This is a genomic window from Streptomyces sp. NPDC086549, assembly GCF_044746205.1.
Lineage (GTDB): Bacteria > Actinomycetota > Actinomycetes > Streptomycetales > Streptomycetaceae > Streptomyces.
In genome coordinates this window covers 432,491-458,650 of record NZ_JBIVBS010000005.1, presented here as the reverse complement: position 1 = coordinate 458,650, position 26,160 = coordinate 432,491, and the positions used below count along the sequence as shown (strand labels likewise).

General features: G+C 72.0%; 23 protein-coding genes. 12 read left to right on the top strand and 11 right to left on the bottom strand.

The window, feature by feature from the left end:
* Positions 1–221 precede the first annotated feature (221 nt).
* Complete coding sequence (locus tag ACIPSA_RS19970; RefSeq protein ID WP_402636493.1) at positions 222–2,246, bottom strand: GTP-binding protein; 2,025 nt, start codon at positions 2,244–2,246, stop codon at positions 222–224.
* Between the two features lie 255 nt (positions 2,247–2,501).
* On the opposite strand from ACIPSA_RS19970, the gene ACIPSA_RS19965 reads away from it, so the two are divergent.
* From ACIPSA_RS19965 to ACIPSA_RS19935, 7 genes are read left to right on the top strand one after another with little or no spacing between them, the layout of a single operon-like run.
* Positions 2,502–2,996 carry a (2Fe-2S)-binding protein gene (locus tag ACIPSA_RS19965; RefSeq protein WP_402636490.1) on the top strand — a complete coding sequence of 165 codons (495 nt, stop codon included), beginning with the start codon at positions 2,502–2,504 and terminating at the stop codon, positions 2,994–2,996.
* Complete coding sequence (locus tag ACIPSA_RS19960; protein WP_402636487.1) at positions 2,993–5,380, top strand: xanthine dehydrogenase family protein molybdopterin-binding subunit; 2,388 nt, start codon at positions 2,993–2,995, stop codon at positions 5,378–5,380. Before ACIPSA_RS19965 ends, ACIPSA_RS19960 begins: the two co-directional genes overlap by 4 nt.
* A complete protein-coding gene (locus ACIPSA_RS19955; RefSeq protein WP_402636484.1) occupies positions 5,377–6,231 on the top strand; it encodes an FAD binding domain-containing protein in 855 nt (284 codons plus the stop codon). Before ACIPSA_RS19960 ends, ACIPSA_RS19955 begins: the two co-directional genes overlap by 4 nt.
* Positions 6,232–6,246: 15 nt before the next feature.
* Complete coding sequence (locus tag ACIPSA_RS19950; RefSeq protein ID WP_402636711.1) at positions 6,247–7,122, top strand: AAA family ATPase; 876 nt, start codon at positions 6,247–6,249, stop codon at positions 7,120–7,122.
* 5 nt (positions 7,123–7,127) lie between these two features.
* Complete coding sequence (locus tag ACIPSA_RS19945) at positions 7,128–8,300, top strand: VWA domain-containing protein (protein WP_402636481.1); 1,173 nt, start codon at positions 7,128–7,130, stop codon at positions 8,298–8,300.
* A gap of 50 nt (positions 8,301–8,350) precedes the next feature.
* The gene (locus tag ACIPSA_RS19940; RefSeq protein ID WP_402636478.1) at positions 8,351–9,457 is read left to right on the top strand and encodes an XdhC family protein; all 1,107 of its coding nucleotides are present in this window, start codon (positions 8,351–8,353) and stop codon (positions 9,455–9,457) included.
* Between the two features lie 31 nt (positions 9,458–9,488).
* Entirely contained in the window at positions 9,489–10,118 is a 630-nt protein-coding gene (locus ACIPSA_RS19935) for an SRPBCC family protein (protein WP_402636475.1), read from the top strand.
* A gap of 334 nt (positions 10,119–10,452) precedes the next feature.
* On the opposite strand, the gene ACIPSA_RS19930 is transcribed toward ACIPSA_RS19935, so the two are convergent.
* The 3 genes from ACIPSA_RS19930 to ACIPSA_RS19920 are packed head-to-tail and all read right to left on the bottom strand — an operon-like array spanning position 10,453 to position 12,531.
* Positions 10,453–11,367 (bottom strand): aminoglycoside phosphotransferase family protein, encoded by a 915-nt coding sequence (locus ACIPSA_RS19930; RefSeq protein WP_402636472.1) that lies wholly within the window; start codon positions 11,365–11,367, stop codon positions 10,453–10,455.
* A gap of 57 nt (positions 11,368–11,424) precedes the next feature.
* Positions 11,425–12,012, bottom strand: a complete 588-nt coding sequence (locus ACIPSA_RS19925) for a GNAT family N-acetyltransferase (protein ID WP_402636469.1) — start codon at positions 12,010–12,012, stop codon at positions 11,425–11,427.
* A 12-nt stretch (positions 12,013–12,024) separates the two neighbouring features.
* Complete coding sequence (locus ACIPSA_RS19920; protein WP_402636466.1) at positions 12,025–12,531, bottom strand: metallophosphoesterase family protein; 507 nt, start codon at positions 12,529–12,531, stop codon at positions 12,025–12,027.
* Between the two features lie 138 nt (positions 12,532–12,669).
* Here ACIPSA_RS19920 and ACIPSA_RS19915 point away from each other — a divergent pair, with 138 nt between their 5' ends.
* From ACIPSA_RS19915 to rfbC, 3 genes are all read left to right on the top strand, one after another.
* Positions 12,670–13,116 carry a MarR family winged helix-turn-helix transcriptional regulator gene (locus ACIPSA_RS19915; protein WP_402636463.1) on the top strand — a complete coding sequence of 149 codons (447 nt, stop codon included), beginning with the start codon at positions 12,670–12,672 and terminating at the stop codon, positions 13,114–13,116.
* Between the two features lie 203 nt (positions 13,117–13,319).
* Positions 13,320–15,260 (top strand): glycosyltransferase family 2 protein, encoded by a 1,941-nt coding sequence (locus ACIPSA_RS19910; RefSeq protein ID WP_402636460.1) that lies wholly within the window; start codon positions 13,320–13,322, stop codon positions 15,258–15,260.
* A 28-nt stretch (positions 15,261–15,288) separates the two neighbouring features.
* Positions 15,289–15,912 (top strand): dTDP-4-dehydrorhamnose 3,5-epimerase, encoded by a 624-nt coding sequence (rfbC, locus tag ACIPSA_RS19905; protein ID WP_402636457.1) that lies wholly within the window; start codon positions 15,289–15,291, stop codon positions 15,910–15,912.
* Here the strand turns inward: rfbC and ACIPSA_RS19900 are convergent.
* From ACIPSA_RS19900 to ACIPSA_RS19885, 4 genes are read right to left on the bottom strand one after another with little or no spacing between them, the layout of a single operon-like run.
* A complete protein-coding gene (locus tag ACIPSA_RS19900) occupies positions 15,897–16,700 on the bottom strand; it encodes a hypothetical protein (protein WP_402636454.1) in 804 nt (267 codons plus the stop codon). The genes rfbC and ACIPSA_RS19900 overlap by 16 nt on opposite strands.
* Positions 16,701–16,715: 15 nt before the next feature.
* Complete coding sequence (gene rfbD, locus ACIPSA_RS19895; protein WP_402636451.1) at positions 16,716–17,600, bottom strand: dTDP-4-dehydrorhamnose reductase; 885 nt, start codon at positions 17,598–17,600, stop codon at positions 16,716–16,718.
* Positions 17,597–18,568 (bottom strand): dTDP-glucose 4,6-dehydratase, encoded by a 972-nt coding sequence (rfbB, locus tag ACIPSA_RS19890; RefSeq protein WP_402636447.1) that lies wholly within the window; start codon positions 18,566–18,568, stop codon positions 17,597–17,599. The genes rfbD and rfbB overlap by 4 nt, the downstream gene beginning before the upstream one ends.
* Positions 18,565–19,632, bottom strand: coding sequence for a glucose-1-phosphate thymidylyltransferase (locus tag ACIPSA_RS19885; RefSeq protein ID WP_402636444.1), 1,068 nt, complete (start codon positions 19,630–19,632; stop codon positions 18,565–18,567). The genes rfbB and ACIPSA_RS19885 overlap by 4 nt, the downstream gene beginning before the upstream one ends.
* Positions 19,633–19,798: 166 nt before the next feature.
* Between ACIPSA_RS19885 and ctaD the strand changes: the two genes are divergently transcribed.
* Positions 19,799–21,481, top strand: a complete 1,683-nt coding sequence (gene ctaD, locus ACIPSA_RS19880) for a cytochrome c oxidase subunit I (RefSeq protein WP_402636442.1) — start codon at positions 19,799–19,801, stop codon at positions 21,479–21,481.
* Positions 21,478–21,861: a cytochrome c oxidase subunit 4 gene (locus ACIPSA_RS19875; RefSeq protein ID WP_402636439.1), complete on the top strand. Its 384-nt coding sequence runs from the start codon at positions 21,478–21,480 to the stop codon at positions 21,859–21,861. The genes ctaD and ACIPSA_RS19875 overlap by 4 nt, the downstream gene beginning before the upstream one ends.
* Here ACIPSA_RS19875 and ACIPSA_RS19870 read toward each other — a convergent pair.
* The 3 genes from ACIPSA_RS19870 to ACIPSA_RS19860 form a co-directional block, all read right to left on the bottom strand.
* Positions 21,797–23,260 carry a cytochrome bc complex cytochrome b subunit gene (locus ACIPSA_RS19870; RefSeq protein WP_402636708.1) on the bottom strand — a complete coding sequence of 488 codons (1,464 nt, stop codon included), beginning with the start codon at positions 23,258–23,260 and terminating at the stop codon, positions 21,797–21,799. The two genes, ACIPSA_RS19875 and ACIPSA_RS19870, sit on opposite strands and share 65 nt — an antisense overlap.
* Positions 23,261–23,328: 68 nt before the next feature.
* A complete protein-coding gene (locus ACIPSA_RS19865) occupies positions 23,329–23,604 on the bottom strand; it encodes a hypothetical protein (RefSeq protein ID WP_402636436.1) in 276 nt (91 codons plus the stop codon).
* 81 nt (positions 23,605–23,685) lie between these two features.
* Positions 23,686–26,151: a SpoIIE family protein phosphatase gene (locus ACIPSA_RS19860; protein WP_402636433.1), complete on the bottom strand. Its 2,466-nt coding sequence runs from the start codon at positions 26,149–26,151 to the stop codon at positions 23,686–23,688.
* Positions 26,152–26,160: the final 9 nt, after the last annotated feature.

Here is a 26,160-nt window from a genome sequence, read left to right as displayed (position 1 = left end):
GAACGGTGGGCGCAGGCCCGGTGGCAGGACATCTCATGTGACGTGATCGGTAGTTCGGTGCCGTGGTGACGCTGGTCGAGCGCTCACCGTCACTTCGCCGAGTGGATGCGGGCCCGGGGCAGCCAGTCGGCGAAGCGCTCGCCCCGGTCCATGTGGGGCCTGGGTGACTCCAGGCGCAAGTTGACAAGTCGCCGGTAGCCCGCATCACGAGCAAGCCGCCCTCAACCACCCACCCGGTGCGTCACGTTCAGCAGGTACTCCTTGCGGTTCAGCGGGTTGTGGTCGGTGCGCGGCCGCTGCGGGACCGTGCCACGGGTGACCGCCGCGTAGTGGTCGAAGGCGCTCTCCAGCTCACCCTCGCCCCGGGTCAGCCCGGGCAGCCGCTGCTCCAGCGCGTGCACCCGGGCAGCCGGTACCACGCCCTCCAGAACGCAGCCGGAACCGTGCGTCGCGGTGGTCTGCGGCACCGCGCCGAGCCGGGCGAGCACCGGCAGGAGCGCGCCCAGGGTGTCCGCGGGAGCCTCCAGGCGGAAGCGGTGCATCGGCTCGTACACCCGGGTGCCCGCCCGGCGCAGCGCCTCGACGAGGACGAGCGGGGTGAGCCCGCGGAAGTCCGCGCCAGTGCTCGACATGCTCTTGTCGAAGCCCTGGTGGGCGTGGCTCTGGCGGGGCGAGTAACCGGAGTGGGTCATGGTGACCGCGCAGTCGGTGACCCGCCAGCCGTGCAGCCCCTGGTCCAGCGTCTCCCGCACCGTGTCCTCCACCGCTTTGAAGAAGGCGTACGGCATGGCGCCCAGCTCCACCTCCAGCCGGAAGTCCACGCCCGATCCGACCGGCGCCGGATCGACGCGCAGGCCGACGGTCGCGAGGAACGGGTTGGGGTCCCTCTTGTTGTACTCGACGGCCGTTCCCGTCCCGGCGGGACGCTCGACGCAGATCGTCGTCGTCTCGCGGAAGGTGACGTCCAGGCCGTACTCGTCGGCGAGGGTCGCCTGGATGACCTCCTTCTGCACCTCGCCGTAGAGCGAGACGGAGGCCTCCCGCCGTACCGCGTCGTGGCGCACGTCGATGAGCGGGTCCTGTTCGGCGAGCTGGGTGAGCGCGACATGCAGGGACCGCCTGTCCACGTCCCGGCCGGGGACGACGACCGTCTCCAGGGTAGGCGGCGCGAAGTGGTGCTCGTACGCCGCACTCGGCACTCCCCCGCCCTCGGCCGCGCCCGCGCGGGGGGACCCCCAGATCTTGTCACCGGTCCTGATGCCGCCCAGCCCCCACAGCCTGGCGATGCGGCCCGCGGCGACGCCCTCCTCCCGGGCGTCCGTGCCGTGGTCGAAGACGCTGACCGCGGTGACCTTGCCCTCCTCGGGGCCGGCTCCGAACAGGATCCGGTCGCGGGTGCGGAGGGTGCCGGAGAAGATCCGCGCGTAGGCGACCTTCTCCCCCACCGGCCCCCGTTCGACCTTGAACACGGTGCCCGAGAGCGGCCCGTCGGGGTCACCCCCGGCCGGGGGCAGCAGCCGCTCGATGCCCGTGATCAGCTCGGGCACGCCGGCGCCTGTGATGGCGGAGCCGAAGTAGACCGGGTGGACGAGCGCCTGCCGGGTCCGCTCGGCGAGGGCGGCGCGGAGGCGGTCGGACGAGACTGCGTTCTCGGCGTTCTCGACGTTCTCGACATACGCCGACAGCAGCTCGTCGTCGTGGTCGGCGAGGACGTCGAGCGCGGCCTGGCCGAGGCCGGGAACGAACCGGGCGTCGCGGGTGCCGAGTCCGGCGGCCCTCCCCATCGGTACGACGGACCGGGTGAGCCTTCGGGCCATCGACCGCAGGACGGCCTCGTCCTGCGCGCCACGCCGGTCGATCTTGTTGACGAAGACCAGGGTGGGGATGCGCAGCCGGCGCAGCGTCCGCATCAGAACGCGGGTCTGCGCCTGAACGCCCTCGACCGCCGAGACGACCAGGACGGCGCCGTCGAGCACGCCGAGGACCCGCTCCACCTCGGCGATGAAGTCCGGGTGGCCGGGCGTGTCGATGAGGTTGACGGTGACGCCGTCGAGCGGGAACGAGACGACGGCGGACTTGATGGTGATGCCGCGCTGCCGCTCCAGCGCGAGGGTGTCGGTCCGGGTGCTTCCGTCGTCGACGCTGCCGATCTCGTCGATGACTCCGGCCGTGTGCAGCAGCCGTTCGGTCAGACTGGTCTTACCGGCGTCTACGTGCGCAAGAATTCCGAGATTGAGCAGATGCACTGAGCGTGATGTCCTTCGGCATGGGTGGGATTCCTTCCTGGGTGGACATGCACGCAGTTCGCATCTGAAGGTCCTCTCCGGGTGCCGACTGGACCCGAGCAGTGCAGCAGGAACCGGACCCCGACAGCAATGGATTAACGCTCAACAAAGGCCCCGCCACAGCACTCGCCGCATCCAAAGGGTCGTCATAGAGTGACCTACATCACGTTCGGTCGCTGATTTCCCTCTCCCTCGCCCGCACGGTCTGGAGGGCACATGACCCATATCAAGGTGAAGGTGGACGGCACGACGTACGAGGACGACGTGGAACCCCGTCTGCTCCTGGCCCACTACCTGCGCGACCGCCTCGGCCTGACCGGCACCCCGATCGGCTGCGACACCTCGAACTGCGGGGCGTGCACGGTCGACCTGGACGGGGCGAGCGTGAAGAGCTGCTCGGTGCTGGCCGTACAGGCGGACGGGAGCGAGGTGACCACCGTCCAGGGGCTGGCCGAGAACGGCGAGTGGACGGCGCTGCAGCGCGCGTTCCACGAGCAGCACGGCCTTCAGTGCGGCTACTGCACCCCCGGGATGCTGATGGCCGCGCGCGATCTGCTGCGCGAGAACCCGCATCCCAAGCCGAACCAGGTCCGAGAGGCCCTGGAGGGCAACCTCTGCCGCTGCACCGGTTACCAGAACATCGTCCGCGCGGTGCTCGTCGCCTCCGGGGAGAAGATCGTCCAGAAGGTCGTCGAGGAGGTCGAGGCATGACCGATCAGGCCGTCGAACGCGAGGTCGGCCGCTCCCGGCTGCGCAAGGAGGACGCCCGGCTGATCACCGGCCAGACCAACTGGACCGACAACATCCAGGTCACCGGACTGCTGCACCTGGCCGTCCTGCGCAGCCCGATGGCCCACGCCCGCATCACCCGCGTCGACGTGTCCCCGGCGCTCGAACGCCCCGGTGTGGTGGCGGTGTTCGGCGGCGCCGACCTCGCCGAGGGACTCGGCTCGCTGCCGTGCGCCTGGCCGGTGACCGAGGACATCGTGCTGCCCGACCACCCGCCGATCGCCGTCGACGAGGTCCGCTACGCCGGCGACCCGGTGGCCGTCGTGGTGGCCCGCGACCGGTACATGGCCGCCGACGCGCTGGAGGCGATCGAGGTCGACTACGACCCGCTGCCCCCGGTCCTCGACCTGGAGGCCGCGCTCACGGACGGCGCCCCGCTGGTCCACGCCGACAAGGGCACCAACCGCTGCTACACCTGGCCGCTCGCCACCGGCGAGAGCTTCGAGTCGGTCCGGCAGCGCGCCGAGGTGACCCTGAAGCGCCGCTACCACCAGCAGCGGCTGATCCCCAACGCGATGGAGCCGCGCGCGGTCGTCGTCACCCCGCTCGCCGCCTCCGGCGAGTACACCGTCTACTCGGCGACACAGATCCCGCACATCCTGCGGATCATGCTGGCGATGGTCACCGGCGTCCCCGAGCACAAGCTGCGCGTGATCGCCCCGGACGTGGGCGGCGGCTTCGGCTCCAAGCTCCAGGTGTACGGCGAGGAGGCCATCGCCCTGGCGGTCGCGCGCAAGCTCGGCCGCCCGGTGAAGTGGACCGAGTCCCGCTCCGAGGGCTATCTCGCCACCCACCACGGCCGCGGCATGATCCAGGACATCGAGGTCGCCGCGACCCGTGACGGAAAGCTCCTCGGTCTGAAGGTGGACCTGCTCGCCGACATGGGCGCCTACCTGATGCTCGTCACGCCCGGCATCCCGATCCTCGGCGCCTTCATGTACCCGGCGATCTACAAGATGGACTCCTACGAGTTCAACTGCACCGGCGTCTTCACGACCCGCACGCCCACCGACGCCTACCGCGGCGCCGGGCGCCCGGAGGCGACGTTCGCCATCGAGCGGATCATGGACGAGCTGGCGGCCGAGCTCGGCCTGGACCCGGTGGAGGTGCGGCGCCGGAACTGGATCCGGCACGAGGAGTTCCCGTACACCACGATCGCGGGGCTGACGTACGACAGCGGCAACTACGAGGCGGCCACCGAGAAGGCGCTCGCCCTGTTCGGCTACGACGATCTGCGCGCCGAACAGCACAAGCGCAACGAGCGCGGCGACACCGTACGCCTCGGCATCGGCGTGTCGACCTTCACCGAGATGTGCGGTCTGGCACCGAGCCGGGTGCTGCGCGACCTGAGGTACGGGGCCGGCGGCTGGGAGGCGGCGGCCATCCGCATGCTGCCCACCGGCAAGGTCGAGGTGGTCACCGGCACCAGCCCGCACGGGCAGGGCCATGTGACCTGCTGGAGCCAGATCGCCGCCGACGTGCTGGGCGTGCCGTTCGAGGACGTCGAGGTGGTGCACGGCGACACGTTGGCCGCCCCGCAGGGCATGGACACCTACGGCTCGCGCTCGCTGGTCGTCGGCGGGGCGGCCGTGCACCGGGCCGCGGAGAAGGTGGTGGAGAAGGCACGGAAGGTCGCCGCGCACCTGCTGGAGGCCAGCGAGCAGGACCTGGAGTTCACCGGCGGCGTCTTCTCCGTGAAGGGCTCCCCGGAAGCCCGGAAGACCATCCAGGAGGTCGCCTTCGCGACGTTCTCCTCGCACGACCTGCCCGACGGCATGGAACCCACCATCAACGCCGAACACCTGGTGGACCCGGAGAACTTCTCCTACCCCCACGGCACCCATCTGTGCGCGGTCGAGGTCGACACCGAGACCGGGCGGACGAGCATCCGGTCGTACGTCTGCGTCGACGACGTCGGCCACGTCGTCAACCCGATGATCGTCGAGGGGCAGGTGCACGGCGGGCTCGCCCAGGGCATCGCGCAGGCGCTGTACGAGGAGGCCGTGTACGACGACGAGGGCAACCTCGTCTCCGGCACCATGGCCGACTACCTGGTGCCGTCGGCGGCGGACCTGCCGGACTTCGTGACCGACCGGACGGAGACTCCGGCGGCCTCGGGCTCCAACCCGCTGGGGGTCAAGGGGGTCGGGGAGGCGGGCACGATCGCCTCGACACCCGCCGTGGTCAACGCCGTCGTGGACGCGCTCAGGCCGCTGGGCGTGCACGACGTGCGCATGCCGTGCACACCGGAACGAGTGTGGCGGGCCGTGCGGTCGGGCGCTTCCGGAAAGGAGACCGCGGAATGATTCCCCCGGCATTCGAATACGCCCGTCCGACGAGCGTCGACGAAGCGGTGCGCACGCTCGCGGACGCGGGCGAGGACGCGAAGGTGCTGGCCGGCGGGCAGAGCCTGCTGCCGCTGCTGAGGCTGCGGCTGGCCTTCCCGGAGCTCGTCGTGGACGTCGGCCGGATCCCGGAGCTGCGCGGGGTCCGCGAGGACGGCGACACGCTCGCCATCGGCGCGATGACCACGCACCACGACGTGATCCGCGACCCGCTGGTGCGTCGGCACGCCGGACTGCTGGCGGCCGCCACGGCCACGGTCGCCGATCCTGCCGTACGGCACCGGGGCACCCTCGGCGGCTCGCTCGCGCACGCCGACCCGGCCGGGGACCTGCCCGCGGTGGTGCTGGCCCTCGACGCGGAGCTGGTCGCCGCGGGGCCGGGCGGGCGGCGCACGATCCCGGCCCGTGAGTTCTTCCTCGACTACCTCCAGTCCGCGCTGACGCCGGACGAACTCCTGGTGGAGGTGCGGGTGCCGAAGAGGGACGGCTGGAGTTTCCACTACGAGAAGTTCCAGCGGGTCGCCCAGGCCTGGGCGATCGTCGGCGTGGCGGCGCTGGTGCGGCGCGACGACGGGGGCATCGCGGAGGCGCGCATCGGCCTGACCAACATGGGCGCGACCCCGCTGCGGGCCGCGGCGGCCGAGGCGGCCCTGGCCGGTGCCGGGGATCCGGCCGCGGTGGCGCGGGCCGCCGAGTCGGCGGCCGAGGGCACCCAGCCGTCCCAGGACGTGTCGGCCTCGCCCGAGTACCGGGCGCACCTGGCCCGGGTGCTCACCAAGCGGGCGGTGCTGACCGCCGCCGGAATGGGGTGAGTGCCGATCACCCGGATGGACGACCCGGAGCAGGTGCGGGCCCGGCTGGAGGAGACGGGATACCTCCTCGACGACGGTCTGGCCATCGCCTGCTTCCTGGCCCTGAGGCTGCACCGGCCGCTCTTCTGCGAGGGCGACGCGGGCGTGGGCAAGACCGCGCTCGCGTCCGCCCTCGCCGAGGCGCTCGACGCGCCGCTGATCCGGTTGCAGTGCCACGAGGGCATCGACGCCTCGCAGGCCCTGTACGACTGGGACTTCCCGCGCCAGCTGCTGCACCTGCGGGCCGCCGAGGCGGCCGGGGTGAAGGACGCGGAGCGCCTGGAGAGCGAGCTGTACGACCGGCGCTTCCTCGTCGCCCGGCCGCTGCTGCGTGCGCTGCAGACACAGCCGTCGGTGCTGCTGGTCGACGAGATCGACCGGGCCGACGACGAGTTCGAGGCGTTCCTGCTGGAACTGCTGTCCGAGTTCTCGGTGACGATTCCGGAGCTCGGCACGCTGCGGGCCGAGGTGCCGCCCGTCGTCGTCCTGACCTCGAACCGCACCCGGGAGGTGCACGACGCGCTGAAGCGCCGGTGCCTGTACCACTGGTTCGACCATCCCGGGTTCGCCCGGGAACTCGCCATCGTGCGAGGCCGGTTGCCGGAGGTGTCGGCGCGGCTCGCCGAGCAGGTCACGGCGCTGGTGCAGGCGCTGCGCGCGGCGGACCTGGTCAAGCCGCCCGGGGTGGCCGAGACGATCGACTGGGCGCAGGCCCTGGACGCGCTGGGGGCGAGCGAGGTGGACGCGGAGCTGGCCGTGGCGACCCTCGGGTCGGTGCTGAAGTACCGGGAGGACGCCGAGCGGGCGAGGGGGCTCGATCTCACGGCCGTCCTCGCGGCGCGGGGGGCGTGAGGGGCATGCCGGCCGCCGACGCCGTCCTGCTCGGTTTCGCCCGTGCCCTGCGCGGGGCGGGCGTCGACGCCAGCGCCGACCGGCTCCAGGCGTTCCTGCGGGCCCTGGACCTGCTGCGGCCCGGGATGCGGGCGGACGTGTACTGGGCGGGCAGGCTGACGCTGTGCGGCTCACGGGACGACCTGGAACGGTACGACCGGGTGTTCGCCGCTTACTTCGGGCCGGGCGACGAGCCCCCGGCGCGTGCGGTACGCGCCGCTCCCCCGCCCCGGCTGCGGCCCGTCGTACGGGACATGCCCGCCGGCTCCCGCGCGCCCGCCGGGAGCAGAGCCGCCGGCCCGCCCACCGCCACGCTCGCCAGCTCCGCCGAGGTGCTGCGGCACCGCGATGTCGCCGGTCTCGACGCCGCCGAGCGGGCCGAGCTCAACCGGCTGCTGGCCGCGTTCGCGCTGCGCGCGCAGACCCGGCGCTCCGCGCGGCGGCGGCCGGCCCGGCGCGGGGACGTCGATCCGCGCCGGACGGTGCGGGAGCTGCTGCGGCGCGGCGGCGAGCCGGCGCGGCTGCGGCGGCACGCCCGGGTCGAGCGGCCGCGCCGGGTGGTCCTGCTCGTCGACGTGAGCGGCTCCATGGCGCCGTACGCGGACGCGCTGCTGCGGTTCGCGCACGCCGCGGCCCGCGGGGGCCGCACAGAGGTGTTCACGATCGGCACCCGACTGACCCGGGTGACCCGCGAACTCTCGCACCGCGACCCCGGCCTGGCGATGGCGGCGGTCGCCGCGGCCGTGCCCGACTGGCGCGGCGGCACCCGGCTGGGCGAACTGCTGCGCGCGTTCCTGAACCGCTGGGGGCAGCGCGGCATGGCGCGCGGCGCGGTCGTGGTGCTGCTGTCGGACGGGTGGGAGCGTGGCGATCCGGAGCTGCTCGGGGCGCAGATGCGACGCTTGCACGGGCTGGCGTACCGGGTGATCTGGGCCAATCCGCGCAAGGCACGTCCGGGCTACGCGCCCCTGGCCGCCGGGATGGCGGCGGCACTGCCCAGCGTGGACGCCTTCGTCGAGGGGCACAGCCTGGCGGCGCTGGAGCGGCTGGCGGCGGTGGTGCGCGGGGCGGAGGCGGCCTCCGTCGAGGTGGCTTATGTGGAGCTGGCCCAGGCGGAGATGGCCTCTGAACAGGTGTGACCCGAACAGGCGCCTGGGCGGTGCCTGGACGGGTGCGAAAGGAGCGGATCGTGCGTGAGATTCTCCCGGCGCTGGACCGCTGGTACGCGGCGCGGGTCCCGTTCGGTCTCGCCACGGTCGTCGCGGTCAGCCGGAGCGCTCCGCGCGGCCCCGGTGCCGCCATGGCGGTGGGGCCCGGCGACGAGGTCGTGGGGAGCGTGTCCGGGGGCTGTGTGGAGGGGGCGGTGTTCGAGCTCGCGCAGGAGGTGGTGGCGAGCGGGGAGGCCCGGCTGGAGACCTTCGGGTACAGCGACGAGGACGCGTTCGCGGTCGGCCTCACCTGCGGCGGCGTGATCACCCTGCTGGTGCGGCCCGTCACGCCCGAGTCGGACCCCGCGTTCGGGGCGGTCGCGGCGTCGGTCGCCGAGGGCGAACCGGTGACGCTGGCCACGGTGGTCGACGGGCCGGCGCGGCGCGGGGCCACGCTCGCCGTCTGGCCCGGGTCCGTCACCGGTACGCTCGGCACGACCGGCCTGGACGTCGCGGTCACCGCCGACGCGCGTGGCGAACTCGCCCTGGGCGCCACGGGCCTGCGCCACTACGGCCCGCACGGCGAGCGGCGCGAGGACGACGTCACCGTGTTCCTGCACTCCTTCGCACCGCCCCCGCGGATGCTGGTCTTCGGCGCGATCGACTACGCGGCCGCGGTCGCCCGCATCGGCGACTTCCTCGGCTACCGGGTCACCGTGTGCGACGCGCGCCCGGTCTTCGCGACGCCGAAGCGCTTCCCGGAGGGCGTGGAGGTCGTCGTGGACTGGCCGCACCGCTATCTGAGCGGCGCGGAGACCGACGAGCGGACGGTGATCTGTGTCCTCACCCACGACCCGAAGTTCGACGTACCGCTGCTGGAGGAGGCGCTGCGCCGGCCGGCCGCCTACATCGGGGCGATGGGCAGCCGGCGTACCCACGACGAACGACGTGAGCGGCTGGCCGCGGCCGGTCTCACGGAGGCCGAACTGTCCCGGCTGCGCTCGCCGGTCGGGCTCGACCTTGGGGCCCGTACGCCCGAGGAGGTCGCGGTGTCCGTGGCCGCCGAGATCGTCGCGCTGCGCTGGGGCGGCAGCGGTGCGCCGCTGACCGTGACCGAGGGGGCGATCCACCCCACCGGGTCCGCCTGAGCACAAGGAGCCCGAACGCGAGGAGGAAGTCATGGAGCTGCACCACGAGTTCACCGTCCCGATCCCGGTCACGGACGCCTGGCAGGCGCTCCTCGACATCGAGCGCGTCGCGCCGTGCATGCCCGGGGCGACCGTGGAGGACTACGACGGCAAGACCGTCACCGGGGCGGTGAAGGTCAAGGTCGGCCCGATCACGGTGACGTACAAGGGAACCGCCGTCTTCGAGGAGCAGGACGAGTCCGCCCACCGCATCGTGCTCCTCGCCAGCGGCCGGGAGACCCGCGGCCAGGGCACGGCGCGGGCCACGGTGACCGGCACGCTCACCGAACGGGACGGCGGTACGGCCGTGTCGGTCGACACCGACCTGACGGTGACCGGACGGCCGGCCCAGTTCGGGCGCGGGGTGATGGCGGAGGTGGGCGACCGGCTGGTGGGCCAGTTCGCGGCCTGCCTGTCGGAACGCCTGGCAGAACCGGCCGGCGCCGTCACAGAGCCCCCACCCGAGCCCGAGCCGCTGGACCTGTTCCGCACGGCCGGGGTGCCGGTGGCCAAGCGGGCCGCGGTGGCCGCGGGAGCCGCCGCGCTGGTGGCACTGGCGGTGGCCGGGATCCGTGCCGAGGCACGACGCCGTGCCAAGACACGACGCCGGAGGCGGGCCTGAAGGGCGAATCGCGGCGCCCCGGCCGTCGGGCGGCACGACGCCGGCCGGGGCGCCGGTAGCCGAGCGGGCCGCCGTGATCGCGGGAGCCGCCGCGCTGGTGGCACTGGCGGTGGCCGGGATCCGTGCCGAGGCACGACGCCGTGCCAAGACACGACGCCGGAGGCGGGCCTGAGGAACGAATCCCCGCGCCCGGCCGTCGGGCGGCACGACCCGGCCGGGTGGGGCGATGGCCGGGGCGAGGGTCGTCACGGCCGCGGCCCGATGGTGGCCGGAAACGTCGCGCGAGTACGGCAGCGGGAGGCCGGCCCGACGCGTGAACCCTCGCGCCGGGCCGTCAGGCGGCGTGGCGTCGATGGTCGCCGATGACCTGCTCCAGGTGGTGCAGGGCCCGGGTGACGCGGGACGGGTCCTGTTGGAAGAACGGGTCGTCGGGCACGGGCAGTGAACAGGCCAGGGCCCAGCCCCGGGCCCTGGCCCAGGTCGCGTCGTCGGCGTCCACGGCGTCCCGGAAGGCGTCCCGGGCCCCCTCGGGCAGGAACATCCAGGCGGGCAGCAGATCGACCGCGGGGTCGGCGACGGCCAGCGTGCCGAAGTCGATGACGGCGCTCAGCGTGCCGCCCCGGGTGAGGATGTTGCCGGTCGCCAGGTCGCCGTGGATCCACACCGCCGGCCGGTCCCAGGCCGGGGCGGCGAGCGCGGCCTCCCACACCTCCGTCACCGCGGCGGCGTCCGCCAGGCCTGCCCTCCCGAGCGTCTCGATCTTGGGCCGGACCCGTGCCTCGACGGCGATGGAGTCGCGTGGGTCGCCCATCGGGACCCCGCGGAAGGCGTTGCTCTGCTCGGGGCCGGGGCCGCCGGAGGTGTCGACGCCCTGCAGGGCGTCGATGAATCCGGCGAGGTCGAGGGCGGCCCGCACCGGGTCGGCCAGGCCGTCCGTCGTCGCCGTCTCCCCCTCCAGCCATCGGTACACGGACCAGGGATACGGGTAGTCCTCGCCGGGTTCGCCCTTCGCCACCGGCTCGGAGACGGACAGCGGCAGGTGCGGGGCGAGCACCGGCAGCCAGCGGTGCTCGCGCTCGACCTGTCCCACCCAGTGGGCGTAGCGGGGCAGCCGGACCGAGAGCCGGTCGCCGAGTCGGAAGGTCGCGTTGTCCATACCGGCCCGCGGGACCGGCGCGATGGGCAGGTCGGCCCACTGCGGGAACTGCGCGGCGAGCAGGCGGCGTACGAGCGCGGAGTCGATCAACACAGAGTGGATTCCATCGAGTTGGCCACTCCGTTGTCCACGGAATTTGTCGTCGGGCCCTCAGCTGTCACCGCGGACGAGGGCGTGCAGATGCTGGTCGTGCCAGCCGTCGGCGTGCAGCAGGGCTCCGCGCATGGTGCCCTCCAGGGAGTAGCCGGCCTTCTCGGCCACCCGGCAGGATGCCGGGTTGGCCACCGAGTGGCACAACCGCAGTCGGTGCAGGCCCAGGTCGTCCAGCGCCCAGCGGCTGAGCCGCCGCGTCGCCTCGACGACGATGCCGCCGCCGCGGGCTCCGGGCAGGACCCAGTAGACGATCTCGGCGCTGCCGCCCGCGAGGTCGATGTCGTTCCAGCCGATGAGCCCCGTCGCCGCGCCGCCGGGCCGGGCGACGGCCCAGACGGCGCCCGTCTCGCCCCGCCAGCGCTCGTGCATGCGCTCGATGCGCCGGAGCGCGTCGTCCCGGCTCTCCACTGTCAGGAGGTTCCACTGGCGGATCGCCTGGTCCTGTCCGGCGGCGAGCAGGGCCTCCGCGTCGGCGGGGCGCCAGGGGCGCAGCTCCAGGCCGTTCGGGAGGGCGAGCACGGGCTGGGCGGCCGCCGCCATCCGGCCTGCGGGGACGACGGACGGTATGGGCGAGCCGGAGATCATCGGGGCATCCTGTCACACACCGCGCGGCGGCAGCCGGTGCAGCGTCACGTCCGTGAGCGCGCCGTCGGCGACGGTCGCCGTCAGGTAGGTGCAGTGCGGCTGGCGTCGGCGGTCGGTCGGGGAGCCGGGGTTGAGCAGGCGCAGGCCGGTGGCGGCGGTGGTGTCCCAGGGGATGTGACTGTGCCCGAAGACCAGGACGTCGAGGTCGGGGAAGCGGGCGGCGCTGCGCGCCTCGCGGCCCTGGGCGGGGCCGGTCTCGTGGACGACGCCGAAACGCAGGCCGCCGAGGTCGGCGTACGCCACTTCGGGCAGCCGGGCCCGCAGTTCCGGTCCGTCGTTGTTGCCGTGGACGCCGATCAGCCGCCGGCTGTGGCGCTCCAGCAGGTCAAGGGTGGCGGTGTCGACCCAGTCGCCGGCGTGGAACACCACGTCGGCGTGCGGGAGTTCGGCGAGGAGTTGTCCCGGCAGCCGCTGGGCACGCGCGGGGACATGGGTGTCGGACATGAGCAGCAGGCGCACCTGGCCAGACTAGGGCAAACCAGGCTGGGCAACCGAGCCACCGGGACCGCACAGCTTGGACCGCACAGCCTGGATCACACAGCTCGGATTACACAGCTCGGCCTGGACAGTCCAGACTGAGGATTCTACGGTGACGGCATGGACCGCATCTCCGACTCCGCCGCCCGTGCCGCGCGCGACCTGCGCGTGGTGTTCAGCAGGTTGCGGCGCCGCATTCGAGAGGTCGCGCCGGACGAGGCCGAGGGCGTCCTCACCCCGTCCCAGGAGTCGGCGCTCACCCTGGTCGGCAAACACGGCGCCGCCACGGCCAGCGCCCTGGCGTCGGCGGAAGGGGTGCGGCCGCAGTCGATGGCCGCCACGCTCGCCGCCCTCGAACAGCACGGCCTGATCCGCCGCACCCCCGACCCCGACGACGGCCGACGTCAGCTGGTCACCCTGACCGAGGCCGGCCGGGCCCGCGTCGAGGGCAACCGCCAGGCGCGCGAGGAGTGGCTGGCCCGCGCCTTCCAGGACCGGTTCACCGAGGAGGAGCGGCAGACGGTCCTCACCGCGCTGGGACTGATGGAACGGCTGTCGCGGCAGTGACACCGCGGCCCGGGGAGACGGGCACGACCTGACCGCCGAGATCCTCGAACTTCTGGCCAAGACCCACGACGGGCAGTGACGGACCTCGGCCCCTCTGTGCTGGGCGGACGTTTTCCGCCCGCACGAGGACCGGGTTAGCATTCGGCCACGCACAGGTGCCGCCGAGGCAACACGTGGCGATCCAAGGGGGAGTTGGAAACCGGATGCCGGTCAAGGTCAGCGTCATCGTCCCCGTGTACAACCCCGGGCCGTACATCGAGGACTGCATCGCCTCGCTGCTGCGCCAGTCGTTGCCTCCCGACGAGTTCGAAGTGATCTTCGTCGACGACGGCTCCACCGACGGGACCCCGGCCAGACTGGACGCGCTCGCCGCCGGACACCCGCACATCCGGGTCATCCACCAGGAGAACTCCGGCTGGTCGGGCAAGCCCCGGAACGTGGGGATCGCCGCGTCCGAGGGCGAGTTCGTGATGTTCGTCGACAACGACGACTATCTCGGCGACGAGGCCCTTGAGCGGATGTACGAGTACGGGGTGGAGAACAAGGCCGATGTGATCGTCGGCAAGATGGCCGGCAAGGGCCGCCCGGTACCGGTGGAGCTGTTCCGCCGCAACCGTCCGCACGCCACCGTCGAGAACGCACCGCTGATCGACAGCCTGACCCCGCACAAGATGCTCCGGCGCTCCTTCCTGGACCGCACCGGGCTGCGCTTCCCCGAGGGCCGGCGCCGCCTGGAGGACCACGTCTTCATCACCGAGGCGTATCTGCGCGCCGACAACGTCTCGGTGATCGGCGACTACGTCTGCTACTACCACGTCAAGCGGGACGACGCCGCCAACGCGGGCTTCCAGCGGTTCGAGCCGGTCGGCTACTTCAAGAACCTCCGTGAGGCCCTGGACGTCGTCGAGCGGTACACCGAGCCGGGCCCGCTGCGCGACCGGCTGCTGCGCCGCTGGCTGCGCGTCGAGATGGTGGAGCGGATGAGCGGCCGCCGGCTGCTCGCGATGCCCGACGACTACCGGCGCGAGCTGTTCCACGAGATGCACGGGGTGGTCCTGGAGCGCTTCGGCCCCGGTGTCGCGCCCGCGCTGAGGCCGGGGCAGCGCATCGTCGCGTCCCTGATCAGGGACGACCGTTACGACGACCTGGTCGCCTATGCCCAGTGGGAGACCGGCGTCGGGCCCAAGGCCGCCCCCACCGGCGTCGAATGGCAGGACGGGACCCTGCGCATCGCGTTCACCGGCGAGTACAGCTCCGGCGGACAGCCGCTCACGTTCCCGGCCGACGGCCCCGGCACCCCCGCGGACAGCGCGCCGCGGGACATCGACGAGGCGGCGGCCTGGCTGGGCGCGGACGCCGTCGGCGGCTTCGAGAAGGCCACCGTGGATCTGATCCTGCGTGACCGGGCCACCTCCGCCTCCTACTTCCAGCCGGTGGAGGTCACCCGCGAGCGGGTCCCGGCCGGGGACGGACGGGTCCGGCTGGTGCTGCGCGGCACGGCCACCGTGGCCCCCGGTACCGCGGAGGGCGGCGGCCCACTGCACGGCGGCCTGTGGGACGCGTACGTCCGCGTCGGCCTCGGCGGCTGGTCCAAGGAGTGCCGCCTCGGTCCGGCACCGCGGCAGGGCCGCCCTACGCCGCCCGCCGGCGTGGTCGCGGGCCGCGTGGTGCTGCCGTACTGGACGAAGCAGTACGACAACTTCTCCCTGGACGTCGACCGCGCGAGCAAGGCCCTCGGCGTGGGCCGCCTCACCCCCGAGGACGCCGCGGTCTCGGGCGACCACCGGCTGAGTCTTGTGCTGCCCCTGTACGTCCCCGACCGCGCCGACGTGCTGGTGCGGTTCACCGACACCGCGTCGGGCAGGTCCCTGCGGGAGACGGGCACGCTCACCCCCGCCGACGGGGCGGGCTCGCTGCTGGAGACATCGGTGCCGGTGCGCGGGATGAGCGGGGCGACGTGGCGGACGGAGGTGTGTCTGGTCCCGGAGGCCGAGGCACCCCGCTTCCTCGGGCTGCCGCTCGCGCTGCACGTGACCCGCGCCGGCGGGATCCGCGTGGCCGGTCCGCCGGCGCCGGGTCTGCTGCTGCGGCTGGTGCGCAAGGCGCGGCGCGTCGTGGGCGCGGTCCTGGGTAAGAACGCGTAGCAGAACATGACACGGAGGACGTGACGGCGTGCGACCACTGGACATCGCGGGTGCCTGGGTGCTGGAGCCCAAGGTCTTCCCGGACGACCGGGGCAGCTTCCACGAATGGTTCCGGGGCGAGGAGTTCCGCGAGGCCACCGGGTACGACCTGGACCTGGCCCAGGCCAACTGCTCGGTGTCCCGGCGGGGCGTCCTGCGCGGGGTGCACTTCGCCGACGTGCCGCCCGGTCAGGCCAAGTACGTCACGTGCGTGCGCGGGGCCGTGCTGGACGTGGTGGTGGACGTCCGCGTCGGGTCGCCCACGTACGGCCGTTGGGAGGCCGTACGACTGGACGACGAGACCCGCCACGCCGTCTTCCTCGCCGAGGGGCTCGGACACGCCTTCATGGCGCTGACCGACGACGCCACGGTGGTCTATCTGTGCTCGACGGGGTACGCCCCGGGGCGCGAGCACGGGGTGCACCCGCTCGACCCCGGCCTGGGCATCGCCTGGCCGGAGGACATCGAGCCGGTGCTCTCCGAGAAGGACGCCGCCGCGCCCTCACTGGCCGAGGCGGAGCGGTCCGGGCTGCTTCCCACCCACGCGGACTGCTCCGCCCACTACGAGCGGCTGCGCTCCAGGTCCACTCGGCGGGATCAGGACTTGGCGTAGCGCTGCTTCAGCGCCTTCCGCTTGTTGGTTCCTTCGGCGTTCCTGCCTTTTTCGATGATCACCAGATTGTGGTAGAAGTGCACGGCGACGACGTTGAGGTCGGTGTAGGACGGCTGATAGTTCTCGTCCACGAATTCCTCGTAGTTCAGCCCGTCCGTCAGCCGCTTCAGCATCGCCATGCTGGTGTTCGGGGCGTCGCGGTCCTCACTGCCCATCCATTCGGGCCAGTACGAGGACTGCGTGTCCTCGACGGCGTAGATGCCACCGTCCTTGAGCCGGGGGAAGAGTGTGGCGAACGTCGTGAGCACATGCGGGCTGCGGTGGCTGCCGTCGTCGATGATGACGTCGAGTTCGCCGATCTTGTCGGCGACGGCGTTCAGGGACGACGGGTCGGACTGGTCGCCGATGAACGTCGTGATGCGGTCCTCGTCGACGAATGACTTGTCCTGGATGTCCATTCCGAAGATCTGCGCTTTCGGGAAGAACTGCTTCCACATGCGCAGCGACGCGCCGCCCTGGCCGGGGCGGTTGTAACCGCCGATCCCGATCTCCAGAAGGTTGAACGAATCGTTCTTCAGGTGCTGGAGATGACGCTGGTAGTGCTGGGTGTAGCGGTGCGTTCCCCACTTGTCCGTCTTGAAGTGCAGGGCAAGTTTGTTGAGATCGTTGGAGATCGCTTCGAGTCCGCTCGGCTTGGTCCCCTTACCGGCGAGGCGCCGCTTCAGGCGGCGCAGAACCTTCATGTTCTTCTCGCCCAGCACGGACTTCACGGTTGCTCGAATCGACATCGAGGGACATTCCTTTCATGGGGAGGGGAACTCCTTGCGGATGTGGGGCAGTGCCTCGTGCAGGGCGGACCGCCAGTCCCGCGGCGGTGCCAGACCGATCTCCCGCCACCTGGCGTGCCCGAGGACGCTGTAGGCGGGGCGGGGCGCGGGGCGGGGGAAGGCGTCGCTGCTGGTGGGCCGCACCCGGTCCGGGTCGGCGCCGACGAGCAGGAACACCTCCCGGGCCAGTTCGTGCCAGCTGGCCTCGCCGGAACTGGTGGCGTGGAAGACACCGTGTGCGCCCTCGTCCCGGGAGAGCCCGGTACCGAGGTCCGCGATCCGGGCGGCGACGTCAGCGCTCCAGGTCGGCTGGCCGCGCTGGTCGTCGACCACGTCCAGGGTGTCCCTGCGGGCCTCCAGCTCCAGCATCGTACGGACGAAACTGCGGCCGTGGACGCCGTACAGCCAGGCGGTGCGCACCACGGCGGCCGCGCCCGGGAGTTCCTCCAGGACGGCGCGCTCCCCGGCCAGTTTGGTGCGGCCGTACGCGGTGCGCGGGGCGGGCGGGTGGTTCTCCGGGTACGGGGTGGCGCGGGCGTCGCCGTCGAAGACGTAGTCGGTGGAGACGTGGACCAGGCGGGCGCCGCGTTCGGCGCAGGCGCGGGCGAGCAGCCGGGGGCCGTCGCCGTTGATCCGCAGCGCCCGTGCCTCGTCGGTCTCGGCGTCGTCGACGGCCGTGTACGCCGCGCAGTTGACGACCACGTCCGGGCGGTGTCCGTCGAACGCCCGCCGTACGGCGTCGGGTTCGGTGATGTCCAGGGCGGCGCGGCCCAGGCCGGTCACGTCCGCGCCGCGCCGGCGCAGCTCCTCGACCGTGTCGCGGCCGAGCATGCCGCCCGCCCCGGTGACCAGCCACCTCATCGGGACTCCCGCCGCTTCAGCGGCTCCCACCAGGCACGGTTGTCCCGGTACCAGGCGACCGTCTCGGCCAGCCCGGTGGCGAAGTCACGGCGCGGACGGTACCCCAGCTCGTCGCGGATCTTGCTCCAGTCGACGGAGTAGCGCAGGTCGTGGCCCTTGCGGTCGGTGACGTACTCGACCCGGTCCCAGTCCGCCCCGCAGGCCTCCAGGAGCAGGCCGGTGAGCTCCTTGTTGCTCAGTTCGGTGCCGCCGCCGATGTTGTAGACCTCGCCGGGGCGGCCCTTCGTACGGACGAGTTCCACGCCCTGGCAGTGGTCCTCGACGTGCAGCCAGTCGCGCACGTTGCGCCCGTCGCCGTACAGCGGGACCTTCGCGCCGTCGAGCAGGTTGGTCACGAACAGCGGGATGACCTTCTCGGGGAACTGGTGCGGCCCGTAGTTGTTGGAGCAGCGGGTGACGCGGACGTCCAGGCCGTGGGTGCGGTGGTAGGCCAGGGCGAGCAGGTCGGAGGAGGCCTTGGACGCGGAATAGGGGGAGTTGGGGGCCAGCGGGTGGGTCTCCGGCCAGGAGCCGGACTCGATGGAGCCGTAGACCTCGTCGGTGGAGATGTGCACGAACGGGCCGACGCCGTGGCGCAGCGCCGCGTCCAGGAGCGTCTGGGTGCCGACCACGTTGGTGAGGACGAACTCTCCGGCTCCGTCGATCGACCGGTCGACATGCGACTCGGCGGCGAAGTGCACGACCTGGTCGGCCTCCGCCATGAGCTTGTCGACCAGCTCGGCGTCGCGGATGTCACCCTGGACGAACTCCAGGCGGGGGTGACCGACGGGGAGGTTGGTGAGCGTGCCGGCGTAAGTGAGCTTGTCGAGCACCGTGATGTGCGGCGCGTCGGGGGCGTCGTCGGCGAGAAGCGTGCGGACGTACGTGGAGCCGATGAACCCGGCGGCGCCGGTGACGAGGAGATTCATGAACGGATCTGCACCTTGCTGTGGTCTCCGAGGACGAGGCGGTGGGCACTGGGCACTCCGGCTGCCGGGGTCACCTGGACATACCGGCCGATCAGCGAGGACTCGATCCTGCCCACCCCGTCGATGGAGGAGTCCCGCAGCACGATGGAGAACTCCAGCTCGCTGTCGGTGATCCGGCAGTTCTCCGCGATGGAGGTGAAGGGGCCGACGTAGGAGTCGCTGACCACGGTGCCGGACCCGATCACGACGGGGCCGACGATCCGCGAGTTCTCGATCCGCGCCCCCTCCTCGACGACCACCCGGCCGACCGTCTCGGTCCGCTCGTCGACCTCGCCGTCGATCCGCCGCTCCATGCTCTCCAGGACGGTCCGGTTGACCTCCAGCATGTCGTCGACGTTGCCGGTGTCCTTCCAGTAGCCCTTGATGACCGTGGAGCGCACGTCGGCCCGGCTGTCGATGAGATGCTGGATGGCGTGGGTGATCTCCAGTTCGCCCCGCCAGGACGGACCGATGGCGCGCACCGCGTCGTGGATCGCCGGGGTGAAGAGATAGACGCCGACCAGCGCGAGGTCGCTCTTCGGATGCTCCGGCTTCTCCTCCAGGCCGATCACCTGCCCGGACGGGCCGAGTTCGGCGACGCCGAAGGAGCGGGGGTCGGGGACGTGGGTGAGCAGGATCTGGGCGTCGGGACGGCTGACGCGGAACTCGTCGACGAGCGCGTTGATGCCGCCGACCACGAAGTTGTCGCCGAGGTACATCACGAAGTCGTCGTCCCCGAGGAAGTCCCGCGCGAGCAGCACCCCGTGGGCGAGGCCCAGGGGCCGCTCCTGGGGGATGTAGGTGACCTCCAGGCCGAACTTCGACCCGTCGCCGACCGCCTCCTCGATCTCGGCGGCGGTGTCGCCGACTATCATCCCGACCTCGGTGATGCCGGCCGCGGCTATGGACTCCAACCCGTAGAAGAGCACAGGCTTGTTCGCCACGGGCACGAGCTGTTTCGCCGAGGTGTGCGTGATCGGCCGCAGCCGTGTACCGGCACCGCCGGAGAGCACCAGAGCCTTCATCCGACACACCCTATCGGTGATCGTCAGCATCGGACCTTTGTTTGTTTTGCTGGTTTGTTACGACAGCACGCGCCCTGTCCCACGAGCGGCTTACGGGTACGTGTGCCGGCAGCCAGGGCGTGGCGCGGGTACGGCACCGTGACGTCGGAGTAGCGTCGCGCGCACGATGTCGGAACTGTCGGAACTTTCGGATTCCTACGAGGTTGTCGAGCGGTACGCCGCCGCCGCGCCCCCGCCCGGCCGGACTCTGCTGCGCTGGGCCTCGACGACCGACCACAAGGTGATCGGCCGCCTCTACATGGTCACGGCGTTCTGCTTCTTCCTCCTGGCGGGCCTGCTGGCCCTGGGGATGCGCGCCGAACTGGCCCGCCCGGGACTGCAGTTCCTCAGCGAGCAGGGCTACGACCAGTTCTTCACGATCCACGGCACGATCATGATGCTGCTGTTCGCGACCCCGATGTTCGCCGGGTTCGCCAACGCCGTGATGCCGTTGCAGATCGGTGCTCCGGACGTCGCCTTCCCGCGTCTGAACGCGCTGTCGTACTGGATGTACCTGTTCGGCGGTCTCATGGTGGTCTCGGGGTTCGTGATGCCCGGCGGCGCGGCCGCGTTCGGCTGGTTCGCGTACGCGCCGCTGAACAGTGCCTACTTCTCGCCCGGCGCGGGCGGTGACCTGTGGGTGATGGGACTCGTGGTGACAGGCGTGTCGACGACTCTGGGCGCCGTCAACTTCATCACCACGATCATGTGCCTGCGGGCACCTGGCATGACCATGTTCCGGATGCCGATCTTCACCTGGAACATCCTGTTCACGTCGATCCTGGTCCTGCCCGCGTTCCCGGTGCTCACCGCGACGCTGCTGTGCCTGGAGTCGGACCGGAAGTTCGGCTCCCACGTGTTCGCCGCCGCGAACGGGGGCGCGCTGCTGTGGCAGCACCTGTTCTGGTTCTTCGGGCATCCGGAGGTCTACATCGTCGCGCTGCCGTTCTTCGGCATCATCTCCGAGATCCTGCCGGTCTTCTCCCGCAAGCCGATGTTCGGGTACCTGCCGATGATCGGCGCGACGATCGCGATCACCATGCTGTCCGCGGTGGTGTGGGCGCACCACATGTTCGCGACCGGCGCGGTGCTGCTGCCGTTCTTCTCGATCATGTCGTTCCTGATCGCGGTGCCCACGGGGATCAAGTTCTTCGCGTGGATCGGGACCATGTGGCACGGGTCGCTCTCGTTCGAGACCCCGATGCTGTGGTCGCTCGGCTTCCTGGTGTCGTTCCTGCTGGGCGGGTTGAGCGGGGTGCTGATCGCCTCGCCGCCGCTCGACTTCCACCTCACGGACTCGTACTTCATCGTGGCGCACCTGCACTACGTGCTGTTCGGCACGGTGGTGTTCGCGATGTTCGCCGGCTTCTACTTCTGGTGGCCCAAGTTCACCGGACGGATGCTGGACGAGCGGCTGGGCAAGGTGCACTTCTGGCTGCTGTTCCCGTCGTTCCAGCTGACCTTCCTGGTCCAGCACTGGCTCGGTGAGGCCGGGATGCCCCGCCGGTACGCGGACTATCTCCCCGGCGACGGCTTCACCCTCCTCAACGCCCTGTCGTCGCTGGGGGCGTTCCTGCTCGGCATCTCCACCCTGCCCTTCCTCTACAACGTCTGGCGTACGGCACACCGGGCGCCGAAGGTCACCGAGAACGACCCGTGGGGATACGGGCGCGCCCTGGAGTGGGCGACGTCCTGCCCGCCGCCCCGGCACAACTTCGAGGCGCTGCCCCGGGTGCGGTCGGAATCGCCCGCCTTCGACCTGCACCACCCCGAGATCGTCCGGCGGGCGCAGGAGGAGGGACTGCGGTGAAGGTCGAGGGACTGCTGTTCGGCGGTGTCGCGCTGTTCTTCGCGGGTACGGCCGCCCTCTACGGCGCGTGGTCGGGCGACGCGACGGGCACGGCCGCGCTGATCGTCGCCTTCGGGATGGCCGCCGTGATCGCGTTCTTCTGCATGGTGCAGTACGTGCGCAGGGGACGGCGCCCCCAGGACCGCCCGGACGCCGAAGTGGCCGATGGCGCGGGGCCCTTGGAGTTCTTCCCCGCGCAGAGCATCTGGCCCCTGGTCACCGCGCTCGGCTTCGCGGTCACCGCGACCGGGGTGGTGTTCGGACTGTGGCTGTTCCTCATCGGTTTCGGCGTACTGGCGCGCGGTGTCCTCGGGATGGTCTTCCAGTACGCGGACCGGTGATGGGTCTTCTGGGCGCGCCGGGACGGAAGTCGCCGACCGGGCGGTGGTCGCTCTCGTAGCCGCCCGTCACGGTCTGCCGTACGTCCCCGGTCGGCTCGCCCTTCGCCAGGCGCTCCCGCTCCGCCTCCGTCAGGGCCAGGCACAGCCACCGGGTGACCCAGAACGCGACGACCGGCGCCACCACAAGGGCGACGCGCAGTACCCAGGTCAGGACGTTGACCGAGATCCGGAAGGACTGCGCGACGACGTCGTTGGCGCCCGCGAGGAGCAGCACGCCGTAGAAGACGGTCCCGGCGACGCCCAGGCCGGTGCGCACGGGGCGCTCGCGGGGCCGGTCGCACAGGTGCCGCTCCCGGTCCCACTCCCCCGTCAGGCGCTGCTCCACGAACGGATAGGCGTACAGGACGGTGAACAGCAGTCCGGGCAGGATCACGGCCGGGAGCAGGACGTTCCACATGAGGGTGTGACCGGCTAGGTTCGTCTCCCACGGCGGTACCAGGCGCAGCGCGCCCTCCAGGAAGCCGACGTACCAGTCGGGCTGGGATCCGGTCGAGTCCTGGTCGGGGCGGTAGGGGCCGTACAGCCAGACCGGGTTGATCTGGGCGACGGCGGACATCAGGACGAGCACGCCGAAGACGGTGAGGGAGAGCCCGCCGGACGAGGCCGCGAACCGGGGGAAGAGCGGCTTGCCGACGACGTTGCGGTTCGAGCGGCCCGGTCCGCGCCACTGCGTGTGCTTGAGGTGGAAGACCAGGATCAGGTGCACGGTGACCAGGCCGATCAGTGCGCCGGGCAGCAGCAGGATGTGCATCGAGTACAGGCGGGTGACGATGTCGTGGGCGGGGTACTGGCCGCCGAAGGCGAAGAAGGCCACGTACGTTCCCACCACCGGGATGGACAGCATGATGCCGTGGGCGATCCTGAGGCCCGTGCCGGAGAGCAGGTCGTCGGGGAGCGAGTAGCCGGCGAAGCCCTCGGCGAGGGCGAGCACGAACAGCGTGAGCCCGATCGTCCAGTTCACTTCGCGGGGCCTGCGGAAGGCGCCGGTGAAGAAGATCCGGAGCATGTGCACGCCGATCGCGGCGACGAAGACGAGCGCCGCCCAGTGGTGCGCCTGCCGCATCAGCAGACCGCCGCGCACGTCGAAGCTGATGTACAGCGTGGAGTCGAAGGCGGCCGACATGCGGACCCCGTGCAGCGGGACGTAGGAGCCCGCGTAGACGACCTCACGCATCTCCGGTTTGAAGAAGAAGGTCAGCCACACCCCGGTCAGCACCAGGACGAGGAGGCTGTACAGGGCCAGCTCGCCCAGCAGGAACGACCAGTGGTCGGGGAACGCCTTGCGCAGCAGCGCCCCGCCCTCCAGCACCGGCAGCCGCGCGTCCGCGGCGTCGGCCAGCCGCTCGGCCCGGCGTGCGGCGCCGGGTGCCGGGCCGGAGCTGGAGCTGGAGCTGGAGCTGGAGCGGTTCACGTGTCCTCCGGTGTCGCCGCCGCTCGTTCCACCTCCGCCTCGATCTCGGGCCGCGGCCGGCCCTCGCCCTTCGCGTACTCGCTCAGCGCGGTCTGTACCTCCCGGGCGAGGTCGCGCCAGGCCCGCAGGGCCGTCTCGTAGGTCTCCTTCTGGGCGCCGGTCAGCTGCGCCTCGGCCGGCGGACCGTACGTGTCCCGCAGTTCCAGGACCTGCGCATGGGCCAGTTCGGCGGCGCGCTGCTTCGCCACGAGCTCTTCGAAGGTGTGTGACACGCAAAGGACCCTAGGCACGGCGGCGGCCGGCAGCCCGCGCGACCTGCCGTGCGGGGCCCGCACCCACACCCGTGTGGCGGGTCAGCCGCCGAGCGCGAGATCGGCCCACACCAGCTTGCCGCCGCTCATCGGCAGTGTCCCCCACGCGACCGACATGGCCTCCACGAGGAGGATGCCGCGGCCGCCGGTGGCCTCCCAGCCGATGCTGGTGGGCTTCACCGGGCTGCGCGGCGAGGCGTCGGCGACGGCGAGCCGGAGCCGGTGGTTGACGAGGGTGAGGTCGAGGCGGACCTGGCCGTCGGTGTGCACGAGGGCGTTGGTGACCAGCTCGGAGACGACGAGCAGCACGGTGTCCAGGTCGTCGTCGTGCACGCCCCAGGCGCGCATGGTCCGCTTGGTGAAGCGGCGGGCGTGCCGGACGGCCTCCGGGACCCGCCACACCGTCCAGCTCTCCCGGAGCGGGCGTACGGCCATGCCGTCGTAGCGCATCAGGAGCAGGGCGACGTCGTCACTGCGGTGGGCGTTGCCGAGCAGGGCGTCGGCGACCAGCCCGAGGTGGGCGGGGTCGGAGCCGGACAGGTCGTGGGCGAACCGGCCCATGCCGTCGTCGATGTCGGCCTCGGCGGACTCCACCAGACCGTCCGTCGTCAGCGCGAGCACGGTGCCGGGCTGGAGCCGGAGCAGGGTCATGGGGAAGTCGGCCCGGGTGACCACGCCCAGCGGCGGACCGCCGTCGGTCTCGACGATCTCCGTGGAGCCGTCCGGGTGACGCAGCACCGGAGGCAGGTGCCCGGCCCGCACGCACCAGGCGGTGCCCTCCTCCATGTCGACGTCGACGTAGCAGCAGGTGGCGAAGAGGTCCGACTCCATCTCCAGGAGGAGCCGGTTGGCGTGCGAGACCACCACGTCCGGCGTGTGGCCTTCGGCGGCGTACGCGCGCAGGGCGGTACGCATCTGGCCCATGAGGGTGGCTGCGGCCGCGCTGTGGCCCTGGACGTCACCGATGACGAGGGCGACGTGGTTGTCCGGCAGCGGGATCACGTCGTACCAGTCGCCGCCCACCTCCAGGCCCGCGGTGGTGGGCAGGTAGCGGGCCACGGCCACCGCGCCGGGCAGCTTGGGCAGGCGGCGCGGCAGGAGGGTGCGCTGGAGCATGCCGACGAGTTCGTGCTCGGCGTCGAAGGCGTGGGCGCGCATCAGTGCCTGGCCTGCCAGACCCGCGGAGGCGGTGAGCAGGGCACGTTCGTCGGGGCCGAACTCGTGGGGGCTGTCCCAGCCGATGAGGCAGGCGCCGGCCATGCGGCCGCCGGCGGGCAGCGGCAGGACGGCGAGGCCGCCGGGGCCGACCTCGGCGAGGGCGGGCTCCAGGGCGGTGCCGGCGGGCCAGATCTGGGCGCGGCCCTCGCGCAGGGCGGCGGCGAGGGTGGGCATGGCGCGGACGGGCGCGTCGGGCCACTCGGTGCGCCATTCCGAGCGCCACAGCTCGGGCCAGGACTCGGGTTCGGGCGGGTCGAGGACGGTGACCACGAGGCGGTCGTTCTCCAGCTCGGCGAGCGCGATCCGGTCGGCCTGGAGGGGCTTGCGCAGGGCGGTGACGACGGCCTGGCCCACGTCCTTGACGGTGCCCGCGATGGCGAGCGCCGCGGCCAGGCGCTGGACGCGGGCCACGTCGGTGACGTCGGAGCGCAGCTTGGAGGCGTCCGCGACGGTGCCGACGAGGAGCGCCGACTGGCCCTCGGCGCCCGGCAGCAGCCGTCCGCGCAGCCTCAGCCACTTGGGCGGCCCGGAGGGCTGCACGACGCGGAACTCCAGCTCACGGTCGCCGATCGACATGTGGTCGGCCTCGACGACGGACATCAGCGCGGGCAGGTCCTCGGGCACGGTCAGCCCGAGCAGGGTCTCGACCTTGCCGTCGAACTCGTCACGGCCGATCCCGAACAGCTCCAGGATCTCGTCGCCGACCTCGACGCGGCCCGTGTCCATGGCCAGGCTGAAGGCGTCGGCGGTCAGTTCACCGGCGGCGGGGGCCACCGGCGGGGCGGGCAGAGCGACCGCGCCGACGATCAGTTCGAGGCATCTGCGGTCCTCGGTGTCGAAGCCGTCGGAGCTCTCGCTCACGACGAGGAGACAGCCCCCGCCGCCGCCTCCGCCGCCCTGCGCGCGCACCGGAAGCGCCGCCAGGAAGAAGTCGGGGGACGGTGTCCGCCGCGCCTCCGGGCAGGCGGCCAGTTCGTCGGGGCCGAGCCACACCGGCCGCCCGGTGCCGTGGGCCTGGGCGTGCGGCGACTGGCCCGCGGCGGGATAGCTGTCGCGCAGCCCGTACAGCGTCCGCGGCAGCCCCGCCGACTCCACGAGGCGCAGGGCGCCGTCGTCGCCGGGCACGTACACGCCGGCGAAGGCCGCCCCGGCGAAAACCAGCGCCTGCTCGATGACGCGGTGCAGCCGGTCGGGTGAGCCGGGGTCGCCCATGACCGCGTCAAGGGCAACTTCGGCACGCTCCCTCCTCGTTCTGCGTACCGCAGCGCCCTCACTGACCACGTCCGCCATTACAGCGCT

Coding starts and splice junctions, on each gene's coding strand:
- rfbD (WP_402636451.1), bottom strand. CDS start 17,600: ATGAGGTGGCTGGTCACCGGGGCGGGCGGCATGCTCGGCCGCGACACG.
- ACIPSA_RS19945 (WP_402636481.1), top strand. CDS start 7,128: ATGCCGGCCGCCGACGCCGTCCTGCTCGGTTTCGCCCGTGCCCTGCGC.
- rfbB (WP_402636447.1), bottom strand. CDS start 18,568: ATGAATCTCCTCGTCACCGGCGCCGCCGGGTTCATCGGCTCCACGTAC.
- ACIPSA_RS19910 (WP_402636460.1), top strand. CDS start 13,320: ATGCCGGTCAAGGTCAGCGTCATCGTCCCCGTGTACAACCCCGGGCCG.
- ACIPSA_RS19960 (WP_402636487.1), top strand. CDS start 2,993: ATGACCGATCAGGCCGTCGAACGCGAGGTCGGCCGCTCCCGGCTGCGC.
- ctaD (WP_402636442.1), top strand. CDS start 19,799: ATGTCGGAACTGTCGGAACTTTCGGATTCCTACGAGGTTGTCGAGCGG.
- ACIPSA_RS19965 (WP_402636490.1), top strand. CDS start 2,502: ATGACCCATATCAAGGTGAAGGTGGACGGCACGACGTACGAGGACGAC.
- ACIPSA_RS19915 (WP_402636463.1), top strand. CDS start 12,670: ATGGACCGCATCTCCGACTCCGCCGCCCGTGCCGCGCGCGACCTGCGC.
- ACIPSA_RS19885 (WP_402636444.1), bottom strand. CDS start 19,632: ATGAAGGCTCTGGTGCTCTCCGGCGGTGCCGGTACACGGCTGCGGCCG.
- ACIPSA_RS19955 (WP_402636484.1), top strand. CDS start 5,377: ATGATTCCCCCGGCATTCGAATACGCCCGTCCGACGAGCGTCGACGAA.
- ACIPSA_RS19925 (WP_402636469.1), bottom strand. CDS start 12,012: ATGATCTCCGGCTCGCCCATACCGTCCGTCGTCCCCGCAGGCCGGATG.
- ACIPSA_RS19950 (WP_402636711.1), top strand. CDS start 6,247: ATGGACGACCCGGAGCAGGTGCGGGCCCGGCTGGAGGAGACGGGATAC.
- ACIPSA_RS19935 (WP_402636475.1), top strand. CDS start 9,489: ATGGAGCTGCACCACGAGTTCACCGTCCCGATCCCGGTCACGGACGCC.
- ACIPSA_RS19860 (WP_402636433.1), bottom strand. CDS start 26,151: ATGGCGGACGTGGTCAGTGAGGGCGCTGCGGTACGCAGAACGAGGAGG.
- ACIPSA_RS19900 (WP_402636454.1), bottom strand. CDS start 16,700: ATGTCGATTCGAGCAACCGTGAAGTCCGTGCTGGGCGAGAAGAACATG.